The organism is Rhodanobacter sp. L36 (assembly GCF_009765755.1).
Classification (GTDB): Bacteria; Pseudomonadota; Gammaproteobacteria; order Xanthomonadales; family Rhodanobacteraceae; genus Rhodanobacter.
Map to the genome: position 1 here is coordinate 1,364,727 of NZ_LMUV01000011.1, position 17,139 is coordinate 1,381,865.

Below are 17,139 nucleotides of genomic sequence, written 5' to 3' on the forward strand. Positions count from 1 at the left end.
TTCGATCCGGCGAATGGTGAGCAACTCACCCGTTTACAATGAACGATCCTCCCGGTCGGATCACCCCATGCGCTCCCTGCGCGTCAAACGCTACCTGCTCACCGGCTTGCTGACTTTCATTCCGCTATGGGTGACATGGGCGGTGTTCAAACTGGTGCTGGGAATGCTGGCGGGGATCGGAGCGCCGCTGGTGAATGCGTTGCTGGCCGCGCTGGCGCCGGTGGCGCCGCGAGCGGCAGCGGTGTTCAACACGGAATGGCTGACGTTCGTGCTGGCGTTGCTGATCACGCTGGGTGCGCTTTATCTGCTTGGGTGGATTGCCAACCGGGTGATCGGTCAACGCTTCATCACCACGTTCGACGGATTACTTGCGCGCATCCCGGTGGTGCAGACGATTTACGGTGGCACCAAGAAGCTGATGGCGGTGCTGCAGAACAAGCCCTCCGGCGTGCAGCGTGTGGTGCTGGTGGAGTTTCCACGTCGCGGCATGAAGACGGTCGGTTTCGTCACGCGGGTAATGAACGAGGATGGCAGCGGCCGCGAGATGGCGTCGGTTTTCATACCGACAACGCCGAATCCGACGGGTGGTTATCTGGTCGTGGTGCCGTTGAACGAACTCACGCCGACGGAGTGGACGATGGATCAGGCGATGGCCTTCATCATTTCCGGCGGCGCGGTGGCGCCCGAAACATTGCCGGCGTCGCCGGTGTCGCTGCCACACGATGAGACGGAAGATCGCGCGTGAGCATGCCTCGTGTTCTATCGACCATGTTGCTCTGCTTTGCTTCGTTGATGGCTCACGCAACGAGCTCGAACCAGCACGACTTCACGACGCCCGCGGAAATTGCGCATTTCCGCACCACGCCGAGTTATGCCGACACGCTGGCGTACCTGCAGCGGTTGCAGCTGACGGCGCCTGGCTTGATTCGCGTGGAGACGTTCGGCACGACGCCCGAAGGTCGGCCGATGACGGTGGTAATCGCCAGCGCTGACGGCACGTTCGATCCCATGGCGGCACGCAAGGCCGGCAAGCCGGTGGTGCTGGTGCAGGCGGGCATCCATCCCGGCGAGATCGAAGGCAAGGACGCCGGGCTGATGTTGTTGCGCGATATCGCGATCGAGCACAAATTTCCGCATGTGCTCGATCACCTCGTGTTGGTCTACATCCCGGTGTTCAGTGTGGATGGTCACGAGAACAGTTCGCCGTACAACCGCATCAACCAGAACGGCCCGCAAAGCATGGGTTTTCGCGGGCAATCGCAGTACCTCAACCTCAACCGCGACTACGTCAAGGCGGATGCGCCGGAGATGCGCGCGTGGCTGAAACTCTGGCAACGCTGGCTGCCGGATTTCCTGATCGACGTGCATACCACCGACGGCGCCGATTATCAGTACGACCTGACCTGGTATACCGAGGATGCGCACAAGCTCGATCCGGCGATCGACGCATGGCAACGCGATGCGCTCGTCGACCACGCATTGCCTGCGTATGAAAAACGCGGGCACCTCGCGTCGATCTATCTGGAGTTCAAGAACGGGCGCGATCCGCGCAAGGGCATAGAGAATTTCGGTTCCGGCCCACGTTTTTCGACGGGCTACGCGGCGTTGCAGAATCGCCCGGCGTTGCTGATCGAGACACACATGCTCAAGCCGTACGCCACGCGTGTGCGTGCCAGCTACGACCTGGTCGAGTTGATGCTGGAGCAGATCGACCGCGACCCGGCAGCATTGCTGCGTGCCACCGCAAAAGCCGATGCCGACACCATCGCTCGTGCCCACGATGCGCAGCCGCGCGTGGCGCTCACCTTCAAGCTCGACCCGCGATCGACGCCTTTTGATCTGAAGGGGTTCGCATTCACCACAACCCACAGCGATATCTCCAACAGCCTGTGGATTCAGTACCACCCGACACGGCCGCAGACATACAGCATCGACAACTGGAATGGCTTGCTGCCGGATGTTTCCATCACGCCGCCGGCGGCGTATGCGATACCGACGCAGTGGACGGCGATCATCGACAAGCTGGACGCACACGGCATTCACTATCGACGCATCGAACGGCCATTGACGATTCACGCCAGAGGCTACCAACTGGACGAGCCGAAATGGATGGCCAAACCATTCGAAGGTCACCTGATGGTGCGCGATGTCGTCATGCACGACGTGACACGCGACGTAACCCTGCCAGCCGGGTCGGTGATCGTGCCGATGGATCAGCGCGCTGCGAACGTGGCCATCGAACTGCTCGAACCGCAGGCGCCGGATTCACTGCTGCGCTGGGGTTATCTCGACACGATTTTCGAAGCCAAGGAATACGGCGAGCCGCGCGTGCTGGAAAAGCTGGCGCACGACATGCTGGCGAAACGTCCCGCGCTTCGTACCGAGTTCGAGCAGAAGCTTCACGATGATCCGGCTTTCGCCGCCAACGCCGAAGCGCGGCTGGAGTTTTTCTTCGAGCGCTCGCCGTGGTACGCGGTGCAACAGGTCGGCGCGTACCCCGTGCTTCGCCTCGATGCCGTGCAGTTGCAGGCGCTGATGCCCAACCAATGACCTCTGATCTCACTGCGCCCTGCCCCTGACCTTTGACACTGTCTGGCCCGTGACGTTTGGCCTAGCGTGGACAGGCATGGCTGCATTTCCGGGGAGATCGCGCCCCAGCATCCATTCACCGTACCCGCCCAATGGGCGACAACATCACAGAGGGAAATCCATGACCAAGCAATACTTGAAGCCCCTGGCCCTGGCCGTCACCGTGGCCCTGTCGCTGGCCGCATGCGGCAAGAGCGAGCAGGCTTCCGCACCGGCACCGGCACCGGCAAGCACCGCGCCGACGACAGCCAGCACTGCACCGGCGGCCGCGAGCACCACCGCTGTCGCCGATGCAGGCAAGAGCATTTTCGACGTCAGCGAGCTTGATCCGAACATCCACGCCTGCCAGGACTTCAACGGCTTCGTCAATTCGAAGTGGGTTGCCGCCAACCCGATCCCGAACGACCACACGAGCTGGGGTGCGTTCAACAAGCTGGCCGATGCCAGCCTGAATACCCAGCACTCCATCGTCGATGACGCCAACAAGGGCGCCGACAGCGCCAAGGCCGGCACGATCGAGCAAAAGATCGGCTGGCTGTACCGCTCGGGCATGGACGAGGCCACCATCGAGAAGAACGGCTTCGAGCCGCTGAAGCCCAAACTCGACGAGATCGCCGGCCTGAAGAACGGCGCGGACGTCTCCAGCTACATCATCAAGCGTTACGCCGAAGGCGATGCGCAGGTGTTCCAGTTCGGCGCGGGCGGCGACTTCAAGCACGCGGACATGCAGATCGGTTTCGCCAACGAAGCCGGCCTGGGCCTGCCAACCAAGGACTACTACACCCAGCCTGATTACAAGGCGATCCGCGATGCGTACGTGGCGTATATCGCCAAGGCGCTGCAGCTCACCGGCGTGGCCGAAGCCGATGCGAAGAAGCAGGCCGACGACGTGCTGAAGTTCGAAACCCAGCTCGCTGCCGCCTCGTTGTCACCGGTGGAAGAGCGCGACACCAAGAACGAGTACCACTTCGTGACCGTCAAGGAAGCGGACAAAGTCACCCCGCATTTCAGCTGGGACAAATTCTTCGACGCCCAGGGCGTGAAGATCGACAAGGGCTTCTCGCTGTCGCAGCCGAAGTTCTTCGCACAGTTCGACAAGATGCTGGCCAGCACGCCGGTCGACCAGTGGCAGGCATACCTGCGCTTCCATGCGATTGACGATGCCTCGCCGTACCTGAGCAAGAATTTCCAGGACAACAAGTTCGCGTTCTACGGCACCACGCTGGCCGGTCAGCCGCAGCAGCAGCCGCGCTGGAAGCGCGTGCTCCGCACCGTCAACGGCAGCATGGGCGAAGCGCTCGGCCAGTTGTACGTGGCCAAGGCGTTCACGCCGGAAGCCAAGCAGCGCGCCGAAGAGTTGGTCACCAACATCCGCAATGCGTTGAAGGCCCGCATCGAGAACCTCGACTGGATGAGCGCCGAAACCAAGGCCAAGGCCATCGACAAGTGGAACAAGTTCCTGCCCAAGATCGGCTACCCCGACAAGTGGCGCGACTGGTCGGGTCTGGATATCAAGGCGGACAACTACTACGCGAACATCGAAGCCGCCGGCAAGTTCAACTACCAGTACGACATTGCGCACATCGGCAAGCCGACCGACCGCAAGGAATGGGGCATGACCCCGCAGACGGTGAACGCGTACTACAACCCGAGCGACAACACGATCAACTTCCCGGCCGCGATCTTGCAGCCGCCGTTCTTCGACGCCAAGGCGGATGACGCGATCAACTACGGCGGCATTGGCGCGGTGATCGGCCATGAGTCGAGCCACGGTTTCGATGATCAGGGTTCACAGTTCGATGGCGACGGCAACCAGAACGACTGGTGGACCAAGGCCGACAAGACGCAGTTCGAGGCCCGTACCGGCAAGCTGGTGAATCAGTTCAACGACTACACGCCGATCAAGGACAAGCCGGATCTGCACGTCAACGGCAAGCTGACCCTGGGCGAGAACATCGCCGACCTGGGCGGCCTGAACGTGGCGTATGACGCGCTGCAGACGGCTTTGAAAGCCAACCCGACCGAGGCCGCGCAGAAGATCGACGGCTATACGCAGGACCAGCGTTTCTTCCTCAACTGGGCGCGCGTGTGGCGCGGCAGCATGCGCGAGAAATCCGAGATCCTGCAGCTCAACACCGACCCGCACTCGCCCGAGAGCTTGCGTGCCATGGGTGCGCCATCCAACATGCCGGCCTTTGCCACTGCGTTCCAGTGCAAGGCGGGCGATGTGATGGTCCGCTCGGACGACAAACAGGTGAAGATCTGGTAAGTCGATAAACCCATCACCGCGTTGATCGCGGTGTCGTGTCACTTGAGGCCCCGCATGCGAATGCGGGGCTTTTTTTGTGCCTCGACGCGCCGATCAGCTGACCAGGCGTGTTTTGGGTATTGCAAATCATTCTCATTAAAAATATCGTATGCAACTGCTTGAGCCAGATTAGACGCGACGGGAACGCCCTTGCGTTGACCTGGTTCCAGACCGCTGGCAACCGCGCATCGTTTATTCCGCGCGCGTTACAACGGCCCAACCTGTATCCAGCCATTGCGAGACATGCGCATTCGCCAGACCCATCAGGCCTTGTCGACACGCACTCATTCATTACGGAAAATCCATGGCCTTCATCAAAAGCCGAAAGCACGCGCCTGTCGCCCGCAAATCCTCGAACGCCTGCATGGCCACCACTGCCACGCTGTTGACCGGGCTGGCATTCGCCTTTCCTGTCGGTGCCACCGACATGGCCGCAACGACTTCTTCCGATAGTCCACAGGTCACCAACGCAAAGACGCTGCCGGGTGTCCATGTGGAAGCGGACCGTGCTGCGGATTACCGCGTCGACAAGGTGTCGTCGCCGAAATTCACCCAGCCGTTGCTCGACACCACGCAGACCATCAGCGTGATTACCAAGGATCTGATCCAGCAGCAGGGTGCGACCACGCTGACCGAGGCACTGCGCAACAGCCCCGGCGTGGGCACGTTCTATGTCGGCGAAAACGGCACCACCAATACCGGTGATGCCATCTACATGCGTGGGTTCGATACGTCGGGCAGCATCTTTGTCGATGGCGTGCGCGATCTCGGCTCCATCTCGCGCGATGTCTTCAATGTCGAGCAGATCGAAGTCACCAAGGGCCCGGACGGCAACGAGTACGGCCGCACCGCGCCGACGGGTGCGATCAACATGGTGAGCAAGCAGCCGCAACTCGGCAATGGCGTTTCCGGATCGGTGTCGTACGGCAGCGCTGATCACAAGCGCGCGACGGCCGACTGGAACCAGACACTGAGCGCAAGCTCGGCTTTCCGCCTCAACGTGGTCGGCCAGGACAGCGGCGTACCTGGCCGCGACAAGGTCGAGAACGATCGCTGGGGCATTGCGCCCACGCTCGCGTTCGGACTAAAGACTGCGACTCGCGTCTACCTCGACTACCTGCATGTGAAGCAGAACAACGTGCCCGATGGCGGCGTGCCAACGATCGGTTTGCCCGGTTATACGAGTCCGGACCCGACGCGACCGTTTCTCGGTAACGCCGACAAGGTCGACCCGGAAAATTTCTACGGCACCGATGCCGACCACGACAACGTGCAGGCGGACATGTTCACCGCCATCGTCGAGCATGATTTCTCGCCCGACACGACCTTGCACAACACGTTGCGCTGGGGCCGCACGCGCGAGGACTATCTGCTCACGTCGTTCATGGGCAGCGCCGCGAATCTGCTGACGCCGGACCCCACTGATCCATCGACCTGGACCATCGCGCGCAGCAACCCCACCTTCAAGGATCAGGTCAACCGCATCCTGACCGATCAGGCGAATGTCACCGCGACGATCGACTCCGGCAGCGTGACCCAGGACCTCAGCGCGGGCATCGAGCTCACGCAGGAAAAGGTCAGTACCATCGGCAAGGGCGCGCTGAATGGCAGTGTGTGGCCGGCGGCGAATCTCTATGATCCGAATCCCGATGTTGCCGGATTGATCTACGGTCTGAATGGCTCCGGTAGCCAGGGCAAAACGAACACCGAAGCTGCGTACCTTTTCGACACACTGAAATTCGGTACGCAATGGCAGGTCAACGCCGGTGTGCGCATGGATCACTACACCACCAATTTCGGTAGCACCGTCGTGTGTAGCGCCACCCGTGCTCCACTTTGCGGACCGTTGCCGGTGGGCACCGTCGTCACCGGCGTGGCTGGCGCCGCCGGTCACGCATCGGGCAACCTGCCCAACTACAAGCTCGGCATCCTCTACAAGCCGGCAACCAACGGCAGCATCTATGCGAACTTTGCCGTCTCGCAGGAACCGCCGGGCGGCAACACGTTGACGTTGAGCACATCGGCGAACAGCGCCGACAATCCGAATCTCGATCCGCAAAAGGCACGCACGATCGAGTTCGGTACCAAGTGGGATCTGCTCGGCGAAAAACTGCTGCTGACCGGCGCGCTCTACAGCACCACGGTCACCAACGATCTGGTGCAGGATCCGACCACGCTGGACTATTACCAGATCGGCAAGAAGCGCGTTCAGGGCATCGAACTCGGCGCCGTCGGCAAGATCACCGACAATTGGGCCGTGAGCACGGGCTTCACCACGATGAACGCCAAGGTCGTCGATGGTACTGCCGTGACGACGGACGGTTCGAGTGATCTGGCCTATACGCCGAAGACAGCGTTCACCGCATGGACGACCTATCACCTGCCCTTCGATCTCACCATCGGCGGCGGCGCGCGTTACTCCGGCGAAATGAAACGCGGTACCGACAGCGCGGTCGGCACGCCTGCCTTCACCGAGGCTTACTGGGTGTTCGACGCCATGGCCAGCTATCCGGTCAACAAGCATCTCGACCTGCAGCTGAATCTCTACAATCTGTTCGACAAGAACTACGTCGCGGCGATCAACAAGAGTGGCTACCGTTACACTCCGGGCACGCCGCGGTCGGCGATGCTCACCGCCAACTTCCGCTTCTGATGTTGCACGAGACCTTCTCCTCAACGGGAGAAGGTCTGCTCAGGAAACCGCCATGCTGCTGCACATTCCCGATGTTCTGAATCGCGAACACGTGATGCAGCTGCGTAGCGCGCTGGAAGCGGCCGACTGGACCGACGGCCGCGAAACCGTGGGCCCGCAAGGTGCCGCGGTGAAGCAAAACCGGCAGCTGTCCGATGCGTCGCCATTGCGTCGCGAGCTGGGCGCGATCGTGCTGGCGGCACTGGCGAAGCATCCGCTCTATCACGCAGCCACGCTGCCATTGCGAACGCTGCCACCGCGCTTCAATCGCTACGAAGGCGGCGGCCATTACGGATTTCACGTCGACGGCGCCGTGATGGCGCTGCCCGATGCGGAGCAACTGCGCAGCGATATCTCCTGCACGCTTTTTCTCAGCGAGCCCGACGACTACGACGGCGGCGAACTGATCGTCAACGACACCTACGGCGAGCACGAAGTGAAGCTGCCGGCCGGCGACCTCATCGTGTATCCGTCGAGCAGCTTGCATCGGGTGCAGGAGGTCACGCGCGGTACGCGACTCGCATCGTTCTTCTGGGTGCAAAGCCTGATCCGCGACGACAGCCGACGCCGCATCCTGTTCGAACTGGATACCTCGATCCAGACATTGACGCACTCCGGCGCCGACGCTGCGGCGCTGCTGCAACTCAGCGGCGTGTACCACAACCTGCTGCGGCAATGGGCCGAGACCTGAGCTGCAAGATCGCGTTTTCAGGAACAATGCGACGCCTGCATCCGTAATCGGTTGTTCCCTCGTGGCGCCATGGAGCGGATAATTGTCGGCCCTCGATGCAACACGGCTGTGCAATGTTCGTACCTGGTCAACGCTGGATCTCTTCCGCCGAACCCGAACTCGGTCTCGGCACTGTTCTCCGCGTGGAGGGGCGCGGCGTACAGATACTTTTCGCGAAAGCTGGTGTGCTTCGGCCCTATGCGATCGATTCCGCGCCGCTGCTGCGCGCAGAGTTTCGCGCCGGCCAGCGCGTCGCGGGCAAAGGCATCGCCTTTCTCGTCGAACGCGTCGAAATCCGCGACGAATTGCTGATCTATCGCGGCGAAGGCCGTGAACTCGAAGAAGGCCAGCTGGACGACGAGCAGAGCGTGAGCCAGGCCGACGATCGCCTGATCGGCGGACGCACTGATCCGGTCGCGCAATTCGAATTGCGACTTGATGGATTGCGACGTCGCGCCGCCGCGCGTCGCTCGCCTGCGTGGGGTCTTGGCGCCGCGCGCATCGGCCTGATTCCGCACCAACTACGCGTCGCCGGCATCGCCGCCGCACGTCGCCCGCCACGCGTGCTGCTGGCCGACGAAGTCGGGCTCGGCAAGACCATCGAAGCGGGCATGATCATCGCGCGCCAACTCGCGACCGGCCGCGCATCGCGCGTGCTGTTGCTGTTGCCGGACACGCTCGTCTACCAGTGGTTTGTCGAACTGCTGCGCCGGTTCAACCTGAGCTTTGCGATCTACGACGAGGAACGCTGCGAAGCACTGGAGCAATCCGGTGATGACACCAATCCTTTCGAGGACGAGCAACTGGTGATCGCCGATTTCAGCTTTCTCGAAAACTCGCCGAAACATGCGCAGCAATTGCTGGATGCGCCATGGGATTTGCTGGTTGTCGATGAAGCGCATCACCTCGCCTGGTCGCCGGAAACCGTCAGCCCGCGTTATGCGATGGTTGAGCGACTGGCGAACAAAATCCCCGGGGTTGTCTTGCTCACCGCTACGCCGGAACAACTTGGCCGCAGCGGACATTTCGCGCGCCTGCGACTGCTCGATCCGCAGCGTTATCACGATCTCGATGGTTATCTCGCGGAGTCCGATACCTATCAGACGCTGTCGAAGATTGCCGACCGACTGCTCGATGGCGAAGCGTTGAACGACGATCAACGCGCGACGCTGGCCGAGGCGTTCCGCGGTGATGAAACACTCACCGCGCAGCTCGCCGAGTCAACCAAGCCCGCAAATGCGCGCGAACTGCTTGCCGCGCTCATCGACCGTCATGGCACGGGACGCGCGATGTTCCGCAATCGTCGCGCGGGCATCGGCGGTTTTCCGAAGCGCCTGCCCGAATGGCATTTGATCGACGCGGGCAAGCTGGGCGAAGGCACGCGCCAGTCGTTGCTGGGCGAATTCCACGCGGACATCCAGCAGCCGCCTGCGCTGATCGAAGTCGACTACAGCGCCGACCCGCGCGTCGATGCGCTGATCGAACTGCTCGACGCGCATCCGCAGGATAAATTCCTGCTGATCTGCCGCAGCCAGGCGAAGGTGCTGGCGCTCGAGGAAACCCTGCGCACGAAGAGCGGTGTCGGCGTGGCGCGATTCCACGAAGGCCTCGGCATCGTGCAGCGCGATCGCAACGCGGCCTACTTCGCGCAACCCGACGGCGCGCGACTCCTGCTGTGTTCGGAGATCGGTTCAGAGGGGCGCAACTTCCAGTTCGCGCATCGTCTCGTGCTGTGGGATCTGCCGCTCGATCCGGACCTGCTCGAACAGCGCATCGGCCGTCTCGATCGCATCGGACAGAAACACGACATCAGTATTCATATCGTGGCAGTCGCCGATAGCGCGCAGCACGTTCTGGCGCGTTGGTATGACGAAGGCGTGGATGCGTTTCGCATGAGTCCGGCCGATGGCCGCGAACTGCTGCGTCGTTTCGGCGAACCGCTCGCGCGGCTGGCCGACGAACATTCGCGTGGCGACGACAACCGCGATCAGGAACTCGACGTGCTGCTGGCCGAGACACGTTCAAGTCACGAGCAGATGGCGCAGTTGATCAGCGCCGGTCGCGATCATCTGCTCGAACTCGCCGCGAGCCGCGATCTGCACGCCGACGAACTGCAGCAGGCGTTCTCGCGCGAGGACAACGACCCAAGTCGCGATGCCTTTGTGCAGCGTTTGCTCGAAGCGTTCGGCATTCATCCGGAAGAGCTCGGCGGCAAGGTGCTGCTGCTCGATCCGCAATACCTATCCACCGATGCCCTGCCCGGTTTCGCGGAAGGCCCGCAATCGGTGACGTTCGATCGTGATGTGGCACTTGCGCGGGAAGACCTGCCGCTGCTTCGTCTCGATCATCCGCTGGTCGCCGGCGCGATGGATCTCGCGCTGTCCGGCGAACAGGGCAACGCCGCCTTCATGGTCGACGATGTGCTGCCGGCGCGCACGGCCCTGCTGCAGTCGGTGTACGTGCTGGAGTGCGTGGCCGATCGCAAGCTCGACGCCGAACGTTTTCTGCCGACCTTGCCGATCGTGGTAACGGTGGACACGCGCTTGTCCGAGCGTGCGGATTTCACCCCCAGCGACGCAGCGTTACGCAAGGCGGGCGATCGCAATATCGAAGTCGCGCGTTACCGCAAATTTCTCGGCAAGCTGGTGCCGCCGATGCTCGAGCGTGCAGAGAAAATTGCCACCGAACGCGGCCAGGGCAGCATCGATGAAGCGCTAGCGCTGGCCACCGACATGCTGGATGCCGAACTTTCGCGGCTTCACGCATTGAAAGCGGTCAATCCATCGGTCAGCGACACGGAAATCACCGCAGTCACCGACGAGCGCTCGGCCTTGCTGGCGGCGCTTCCGCAATCACGTCTGCGGCTTGACGCCGTGCGCTTCGTGGTCAGCGGCGATTTCCTGGCGCTGCGTTGAGCGTCAGCGCAGAAACACGCGCTTCGGTTTGATCGGCAGGCGGCCACGCCAGTACTGGATCAACACGATGCCTCCAAGCATGCCGCCGAGGTGTGCGAAGTGGGCTATACCCGACAGCGTCCCTGTTACGCCTGTCACCAGCTCGATCACGGCATAGCCAGTCACCAACACCCATGCGGGCATCGGCACGGGAATCGGAATCACCATCAATTTTTCGTGTGGATACAGCATGCCCAGCGCTAGAAGAATGCCGAAGATTGCACCGGATGCGCCAAGCGTCGGATAAAAGCCGGGAATGAAGAATTTCACCACGATCAATTGCACGAGAGCTGCCGTGACGGCGCAGGTGAAGTAATAGACGAGAAAGTTCCGAGCGCCTAGTGTGCGCTCGATGATGCCGCCAAACATCAGCAGCCCGAACATGTTGGATGCGATGTGCAGAAAGCTTTCGTGCATGAAAGCGTAAGTGACCAGCTGCCAAATGCGGAAACCGCCAGTGATCATGTTGCCATCGGGCGATGCATCGGTGACATCGGGTCCCAGCGGCCACAGAGCGAAATGTTGGGTCAAGGCCAAGCTGGTCAAATCGTGCAGCATCATCTGCAACAGAAACACCACCACGTTCGCGATCAGCAGGTTGCGGGTGACGGGTGGAAGATCGAAAGGCATCGGGTCATGTCCTTGAAGGAGCGCAAGCGTAGCTACGACGGAGCATTGTCGCCATGGCGTAATGCTTGATGTGGAGCGCCCGATAGACCGATGCAATGCCGGATCGTTCGGTTCTTACGCCGGAATAAAAAAGCCGCCTTGCGGCGGCCATCGGAAATTTGATTGTTCCTGCTAGCTGCGAAGCTCAGCCACGTGCAGCCATGGCGATCGCCTGCGGACGCTTGGCGCCAGCGAAATGCCTGGCCCAGTAATCTTCGTCCAGGCTGGAGATTTGCACCGACTTGCCGCTGGTGGGCGAGTGGATGAAACGGCCATCGGAGATATAGATGCCCACATGCGAAATGCGGCGCTTGCCGTGCGTGTGGAAGAACACCAGATCACCCGGCTTCATGTCCGCGCGCTTGACGCGCAGGCCGGCGAGGAATTGGGAGGCGGAATTGGTCGGCAACTGCATGCCGATGGCGTGAGCAAACACGTAACGCACGAAGCCGCTGCAATCGAAACCCGTGGCCGGATCATGACCGCCGCGTACATAGCGAATGTCGCGCAGCTGCATCGCGAAGGCGATCAGCGCCTGACGCACGGCGGCGTTGTCGCCGCTGCCCACGGCTGCCGAAACGTCCTGATCCGAAATCGCGACGCTGGCCTTGCTGGATGCGCTAATGCGGGTCTCGGTAACGCTGTTGCCGAATTTGGCGAAATAGGTCGGGACATCGGCCTGCGCCATCATCTGCGCGGCATCGAACGACGGCGTGTGGCCAAGCCAGGCGGGAACGGTGTTGGTGGAGCCCGCGTCATGCGCGGTGAGGTATTGCGATCCGGACAGGGTCAGTGCGGTGTCAGGCTTCAGCACGATGCTGTCGAGGGCCGTCTGAACATCGACGTGCGCCATTCGGGTGGCAGCAGCGAGATGAGTCTGGTGATGATGCCGACCGACTGCCTTGTGCTTGGTTGCGGCGAGCTGGCTGTGCTTCGTGTGTGCACGGCTGGTGTGGGCCTGTTTCTGCTGCGCGTGCTTTGCGTGAACTGGCTTGGCGTGATGTGCTTTGGCGTGGGCCTGCAACGGTGCGGACACAAGCAGTGCGGAGGCAAGCGCTAACAGGGCGGTCAATCTTTTTTGCATGCGGGAAATCCCTTGAACGACATCAGGATTGGCCGTCTGCAGAGCTGACGACGTGACTGAGCTGTGAAATTACCAAGAAGACATAGGCCGTATGTTCGATTGAGGTTAAGTGAACTCCGTCGTTTTGAAAAAGCGCAAACTACTGCGCATTTCGTCGCAAGATGTTGAATTATTTGTTTTTCCGGCAATGTTCGCGATAGGGAAAATTGTTTCCGGCGAATGCGAGAATCGTGAAGCTTCAGGCGTTGGCACGCCCGCCGAAGATAGCCGTACCAATGCGTATCTCTGTTGCTCCTTCGGCAATGGCGAGCGCGAAATCCCCGCTCATGCCCATCGAAAGCCTGGGTAAGCGATGACCGTCCTGCTCCGCCCGGTCGCGCAGTTCGCGCAAATGCCGGAAGCAATCACGCACCTCCTGGGGGCGTGGCGAGTTGATTGCCAGAGTCATCAGCCCGCCGACGCGCAAGCTGCCAAAACTTTTCAGGCTTCTCAGAAAGTCAGCTAGCTGGTCGGGAGGCAGGCCATGCTTGCTCGGCTCCGGCGATGTCTTGACCTGAACCAGCACGTCGATCGTTCGTCCTTCCGCCTCAAGGCGACGATGCAGCGCCTCGGCGAGTTCGCGCCGGTCCAGGGTTTGCACTTCGCTGGCCAGCCGCGCTACGTCCTTGGCCTTGTTGGTCTGCAGATGACCGATCACCACCCAATCGAGGTCGAGATCGGCCAGCGCCAGCGCCTTGTCGCGGATTTCCTGCACCTTGTTCTCGCCGAAGCGATGCAATCCCAGGCTGGCTGCGGAACGAACCGTCTCCGCTCCGAACGTCTTGCTGACCGGCAGGATGTTGACCGAAGCCGGATCGCGCCCTACTTCGCGGCACGCATCGGCTACCCGCTGGCGAACCTGCGCCCAGTTGGCGGCCAGCTGTGTCGTATCCGCGCTCACGCAGGGCGACCGGTTTGGTCAGGCGCCGGCATGTTGCTGATGGTGTCGAGCCACGACTTCGGCCACGACCATGCTTACTTTCTTGCCGGTGGGGATGTGCAGGAACTCGTTCGGGCCGTGCGCGTTGGAATGCGGGCCGAGCACGCCGGTGATCAGGAACTGCGCCTTTGGAAACTTTTCGCCGAGCATGCCCATGAAAGGAATGCTGCCACCCTCGCCCATGTAGGTCGCCGGCGCGCCGAAATAGTGGTCGGACGCATCGGCGACTGCCTGTTCCAGCCAAGGCGACAACTGCGGCGCGTTCCAGCCGCTGCCGTCCTTTTCCAGCGTAAAGGTGACCTTGGCGCCGTAAGGTGGATCTTTTTCCAGCAGGCGTTTGACGAATTCGCCTGCCTTGGCGCCACTGAGCGTCGGCGGCACGCGCAGGCTCAACTTCACCGAGGTGAAAGGCCGCAGCACGTTGCCTGCGCTGTCCAGCGGCGGCAGGCCGCCCACCCCGGTCACCGCCAGTTGCGGGCGCCACGTGCGATTGAGTACGAGTTCGGCCAGATCATGGGTGACCGGCTGCATGCCATCCACCCAGGGAAACTTGTCGTAGATGTCTTCGCCCAGCACCTCGGCAGAAAGCTTGGCCTGCTCGACCCGTTGCTGCGGAATCTCGACATAAAGCTCCTTCGGCTTGATCTGGCCGGTGGCCGGATCCTCGAGCCTCGACAACAGTTCGCGCAGAATGCGGAAGCTCGACGGCACCACGCCGGATGCATCGCCCGAATGCACGCCTTCTTCCAACACCTGCACCGTGAGGTTGCCGCCGGTCATGCCGCGAAGGGACGTGGTCAACCAGAGCTGGTCGTAATTGCCGCAACCGGAATCAAGGCACACCACCAGCGACGGGCTGCCGATGCGCGAAGCCAGGTGATCGACATAGTGCGGCAGGTCGTAACTGCCTGACTCTTCACACGCCTCGATCATCACTACGCAACGCGCGTGCGGAATGCCCTGCTCGCGCAGCGCCAGCAGCGCGGCCAGCGAACCGAAGATCGCATAGCCATCGTCGGCGCCGCCGCGGCCGTACAACTTGTCGCCCTTGATCACCGGCGTCCACGGGCCGAGCCCTTCCGACCAGCCAGTCATTTCAGGCTGCTTGTCCAGATGTCCGTACAGCATCACGGTGTCGTCGCCCTGCCCGGGCACTTCGATGTAGATCAGTGGCGTGCGCCCTTCGAGTCGGACCACTTCAAGGGTCGCGCCCGGCAACTGGCTCAGCTTGGAACGCGCCCAGTCCTCCATCAGCTTGACCGCCGCATCCATGTAGCCGTGTTCGGCCCATTTGGCATCGAACATCGGCGACTTGTTGGGAATACGGATGTATTCGACCAGCTGCGGCACGATCTCGTCGTCCCAGAGGCCCTCGACGAAGCGCGAAAGGCGTGCGGTATCCATGAGCTTGCTCCGTCAAAAGTCAGACAGCGATTGTAACAGCGCCTTTCGGGACGCTCGCTGTCGACGGCCCACAGGACATCGGGCAGAGCCCACAGGCACCGAAGCCCGTGGCGCAGCTTTGCATGCAAATGCTCCGACTTCGCGGACGCGACCGTCCCGGCAAAGTTCAATGGCGGTTTCGAGATGCCGCCATCACTGCCCACGGAGAGACACCATGTTCAAGAAACTCGTTGCACTCGCTTTCACGTCGCTTTTCATCATGCCGGCGCTGTTGCTCGCTGCCACGCCTGTCAACGTCAACACCGCGGATGCCACGGCCATCGCCAAGGCACTCGACCGCATCGGGCAGGCAAAGGCGCAGGCCATCGTCAGCTACCGCGAAGCGCACGGACCGTTCAAGAAGGTCGACGACCTTGGCCACGTCAAGGGCATCGGCAAGGCCACCATCGAACTCAATCGTTCCGCGATCCTGTTGGCAGATGAGAGCGCCGACGCCGCCGCACCAGCGACAGCAGCTGCGACACCAGCCGAGGCCCCGGCCAAGCCTGTACACAAGAGCAAGAAGGCGGCGGTGCCAGCAGACAAGGAATAACCCTTTTAACGCTTCATTGGTCTGACACCTGGCGGCGCGGCCCATGCGGACCACGCCGCTTGCGTTACACTCCCGCGCCCTCGTCCATCCATACCCCGATGATCCTGCCCAGCTACCACATTGCCGATTCCGCCATTGCCGGCGCGGGCAAGGGATTGTTCCTCGACCAGACCGTCGCCGCAGGCAGCATCCTGACCGCGCCGGACGGCATCGAGCGCACTTACAGCTACACCGAAATCAAGGCCACGCCGGCATTGGAAGCGCAGTTCCATGCGAGTGCACGCTGGTTCGAGGACCGTTACACGCTGTCGCCCGACTGGCCCGACGAGTGCTACATCAATCACAGCTTCAGGCCCAACGGGTTGTGGCATCTGGGTTTCGTGTTTGCCTTGGCTGAGTTGCCCGCCGGAACCGAAATCACCATCGATTACCGACACCTGTTGCCACCCGGCCAGGCTGAGGATTTTGCCGATTCGGTCACGGGTGAGACAATTGTAGGCTTGCCCTGGCCAGAAAGCCTTGCCAGCAGTACTCACGCGCTCAGCGAATTGCTCGCCGCCACTCAACGTAGATGACGATGTTTGATATCCCTGCACTCGAAACGGCGCGCCTGCGCCTGACCGCGCTGACGGAACAGCATTTCAATGACTACGCAGCGATGCTGGCCGATCCGGACAGCACGCGATGGATCGGCGATGGCCAGCCGCTGGATCGCACCAACGCCTGGCGTTCGCTGGCGATGCTGCTCGGTCACTGGCAACTGCGCGGTTGCGGCATGTGGGCGCTGGAACTCAAATCGACCGGTGAATTCATCGGCCGCGCCGGACTGATGTATCCCGAAGGCTGGCCCGACCTGGAGCTCGGCTGGATGCTCAAGCCCGGACACCGCCACCACGGCTACGCCACCGAAGCCGGCGCCGCGGTACTCGAATTCGCCTGGAACCAGCTGCATGCGCAGCGCGTGATCAGCCTGGTGCGGATCGGCAACGAGGATTCCGATCGCTTGGCCGAGCGTCTCGGCGGCGAGCACATCGAGGACATGGATTTCTTCGGCAGCCACAATCACGTGTTCGCCTATTACCCGCCACATCAGGGGCATCGGCGCGCATACGCCTGATCAAGAAAAAGGTCGCGACAT

General features: G+C 61.7%; 13 protein-coding genes. 9 read left to right on the top strand and 4 right to left on the bottom strand.

From position 1 onward, the window contains the following. Positions 1–67: 67 nt before the first annotated feature. The 6 genes from GSQ73_RS15960 (at position 68) to rapA (ending at position 11,234) form a co-directional block, all read left to right on the top strand. Positions 68–745, top strand: a complete 678-nt coding sequence (locus GSQ73_RS15960) for a DUF502 domain-containing protein (RefSeq protein WP_158885741.1) — start codon at positions 68–70, stop codon at positions 743–745. 2 nt (positions 746–747) lie between these two features. Continuing rightward, on the top strand, positions 748–2,550 hold the full coding sequence (locus tag GSQ73_RS15965) for a M14 family metallopeptidase (protein WP_158886548.1): 1,803 nt from the start codon (positions 748–750) through the stop codon (positions 2,548–2,550). 160 nt (positions 2,551–2,710) lie between these two features. Further along, positions 2,711–4,858, top strand: a complete 2,148-nt coding sequence (locus GSQ73_RS15970; RefSeq protein ID WP_158885743.1) for a M13 family metallopeptidase — start codon at positions 2,711–2,713, stop codon at positions 4,856–4,858. 343 nt (positions 4,859–5,201) lie between these two features. Beyond that, on the top strand, positions 5,202–7,550 hold the full coding sequence (locus GSQ73_RS15975) for a catecholate siderophore receptor Fiu (protein WP_158885745.1): 2,349 nt from the start codon (positions 5,202–5,204) through the stop codon (positions 7,548–7,550). Between the two features lie 52 nt (positions 7,551–7,602). Continuing rightward, a complete protein-coding gene (locus tag GSQ73_RS15980; RefSeq protein WP_158885747.1) occupies positions 7,603–8,280 on the top strand; it encodes a Fe2+-dependent dioxygenase in 678 nt (225 codons plus the stop codon). 113 nt (positions 8,281–8,393) lie between these two features. After that, positions 8,394–11,234, top strand: coding sequence for an RNA polymerase-associated protein RapA (gene rapA / locus GSQ73_RS15985; protein WP_158885749.1), 2,841 nt, complete (start codon positions 8,394–8,396; stop codon positions 11,232–11,234). A gap of 3 nt (positions 11,235–11,237) precedes the next feature. On the opposite strand, the gene GSQ73_RS15990 is transcribed toward rapA, so the two are convergent. The 4 genes from GSQ73_RS15990 to GSQ73_RS16005 form a co-directional block, all read right to left on the bottom strand. Beyond that, positions 11,238–11,903 carry a rhomboid family intramembrane serine protease gene (locus GSQ73_RS15990; protein ID WP_158885751.1) on the bottom strand — a complete coding sequence of 222 codons (666 nt, stop codon included), beginning with the start codon at positions 11,901–11,903 and terminating at the stop codon, positions 11,238–11,240. Between the two features lie 184 nt (positions 11,904–12,087). After that, positions 12,088–12,795 carry a C40 family peptidase gene (locus tag GSQ73_RS15995; RefSeq protein WP_158886550.1) on the bottom strand — a complete coding sequence of 236 codons (708 nt, stop codon included), beginning with the start codon at positions 12,793–12,795 and terminating at the stop codon, positions 12,088–12,090. A 469-nt stretch (positions 12,796–13,264) separates the two neighbouring features. Next, entirely contained in the window at positions 13,265–13,966 is a 702-nt protein-coding gene (locus GSQ73_RS16000; RefSeq protein WP_158885753.1) for a YggS family pyridoxal phosphate-dependent enzyme, read from the bottom strand. 18 nt (positions 13,967–13,984) lie between these two features. Next, positions 13,985–15,409: a M20 family metallopeptidase gene (locus GSQ73_RS16005; RefSeq protein ID WP_158885755.1), complete on the bottom strand. Its 1,425-nt coding sequence runs from the start codon at positions 15,407–15,409 to the stop codon at positions 13,985–13,987. 214 nt (positions 15,410–15,623) lie between these two features. Between GSQ73_RS16005 and GSQ73_RS16010 the strand changes: the two genes are divergently transcribed. From GSQ73_RS16010 to GSQ73_RS16020, 3 genes are all read left to right on the top strand, one after another. Next, positions 15,624–16,001, top strand: a complete 378-nt coding sequence (locus GSQ73_RS16010) for a helix-hairpin-helix domain-containing protein (RefSeq protein WP_158885757.1) — start codon at positions 15,624–15,626, stop codon at positions 15,999–16,001. A gap of 98 nt (positions 16,002–16,099) precedes the next feature. Then, a complete protein-coding gene (locus GSQ73_RS16015) occupies positions 16,100–16,576 on the top strand; it encodes an SET domain-containing protein (protein ID WP_158886552.1) in 477 nt (158 codons plus the stop codon). A 2-nt stretch (positions 16,577–16,578) separates the two neighbouring features. Then, positions 16,579–17,118 (top strand): GNAT family N-acetyltransferase, encoded by a 540-nt coding sequence (locus tag GSQ73_RS16020; protein WP_158885759.1) that lies wholly within the window; start codon positions 16,579–16,581, stop codon positions 17,116–17,118. The last annotated feature ends 21 nt before the right edge of the window (positions 17,119–17,139 follow it).

Bases quoted from the DNA above. Each gene is read 5' to 3' on its own strand.
- GSQ73_RS15960 (WP_158885741.1), top strand. From the start codon at position 68: ATGCGCTCCCTGCGCGTCAAACGCTACCTGCTCACCGGCTTGCTGACT.
- GSQ73_RS15965 (WP_158886548.1), top strand. From the start codon at position 748: ATGCCTCGTGTTCTATCGACCATGTTGCTCTGCTTTGCTTCGTTGATG.
- GSQ73_RS15970 (WP_158885743.1), top strand. From the start codon at position 2,711: ATGACCAAGCAATACTTGAAGCCCCTGGCCCTGGCCGTCACCGTGGCC.
- GSQ73_RS15975 (WP_158885745.1), top strand. From the start codon at position 5,202: ATGGCCTTCATCAAAAGCCGAAAGCACGCGCCTGTCGCCCGCAAATCC.
- GSQ73_RS15980 (WP_158885747.1), top strand. From the start codon at position 7,603: ATGCTGCTGCACATTCCCGATGTTCTGAATCGCGAACACGTGATGCAG.
- rapA (WP_158885749.1), top strand. From the start codon at position 8,394: ATGTTCGTACCTGGTCAACGCTGGATCTCTTCCGCCGAACCCGAACTC.
- GSQ73_RS15990 (WP_158885751.1), bottom strand. From the start codon at position 11,903: ATGCCTTTCGATCTTCCACCCGTCACCCGCAACCTGCTGATCGCGAAC.
- GSQ73_RS15995 (WP_158886550.1), bottom strand. From the start codon at position 12,795: ATGGCGCACGTCGATGTTCAGACGGCCCTCGACAGCATCGTGCTGAAG.
- GSQ73_RS16005 (WP_158885755.1), bottom strand. From the start codon at position 15,409: ATGGATACCGCACGCCTTTCGCGCTTCGTCGAGGGCCTCTGGGACGAC.
- GSQ73_RS16010 (WP_158885757.1), top strand. From the start codon at position 15,624: ATGTTCAAGAAACTCGTTGCACTCGCTTTCACGTCGCTTTTCATCATG.
- GSQ73_RS16015 (WP_158886552.1), top strand. From the start codon at position 16,100: ATGATCCTGCCCAGCTACCACATTGCCGATTCCGCCATTGCCGGCGCG.
- GSQ73_RS16020 (WP_158885759.1), top strand. From the start codon at position 16,579: ATGTTTGATATCCCTGCACTCGAAACGGCGCGCCTGCGCCTGACCGCG.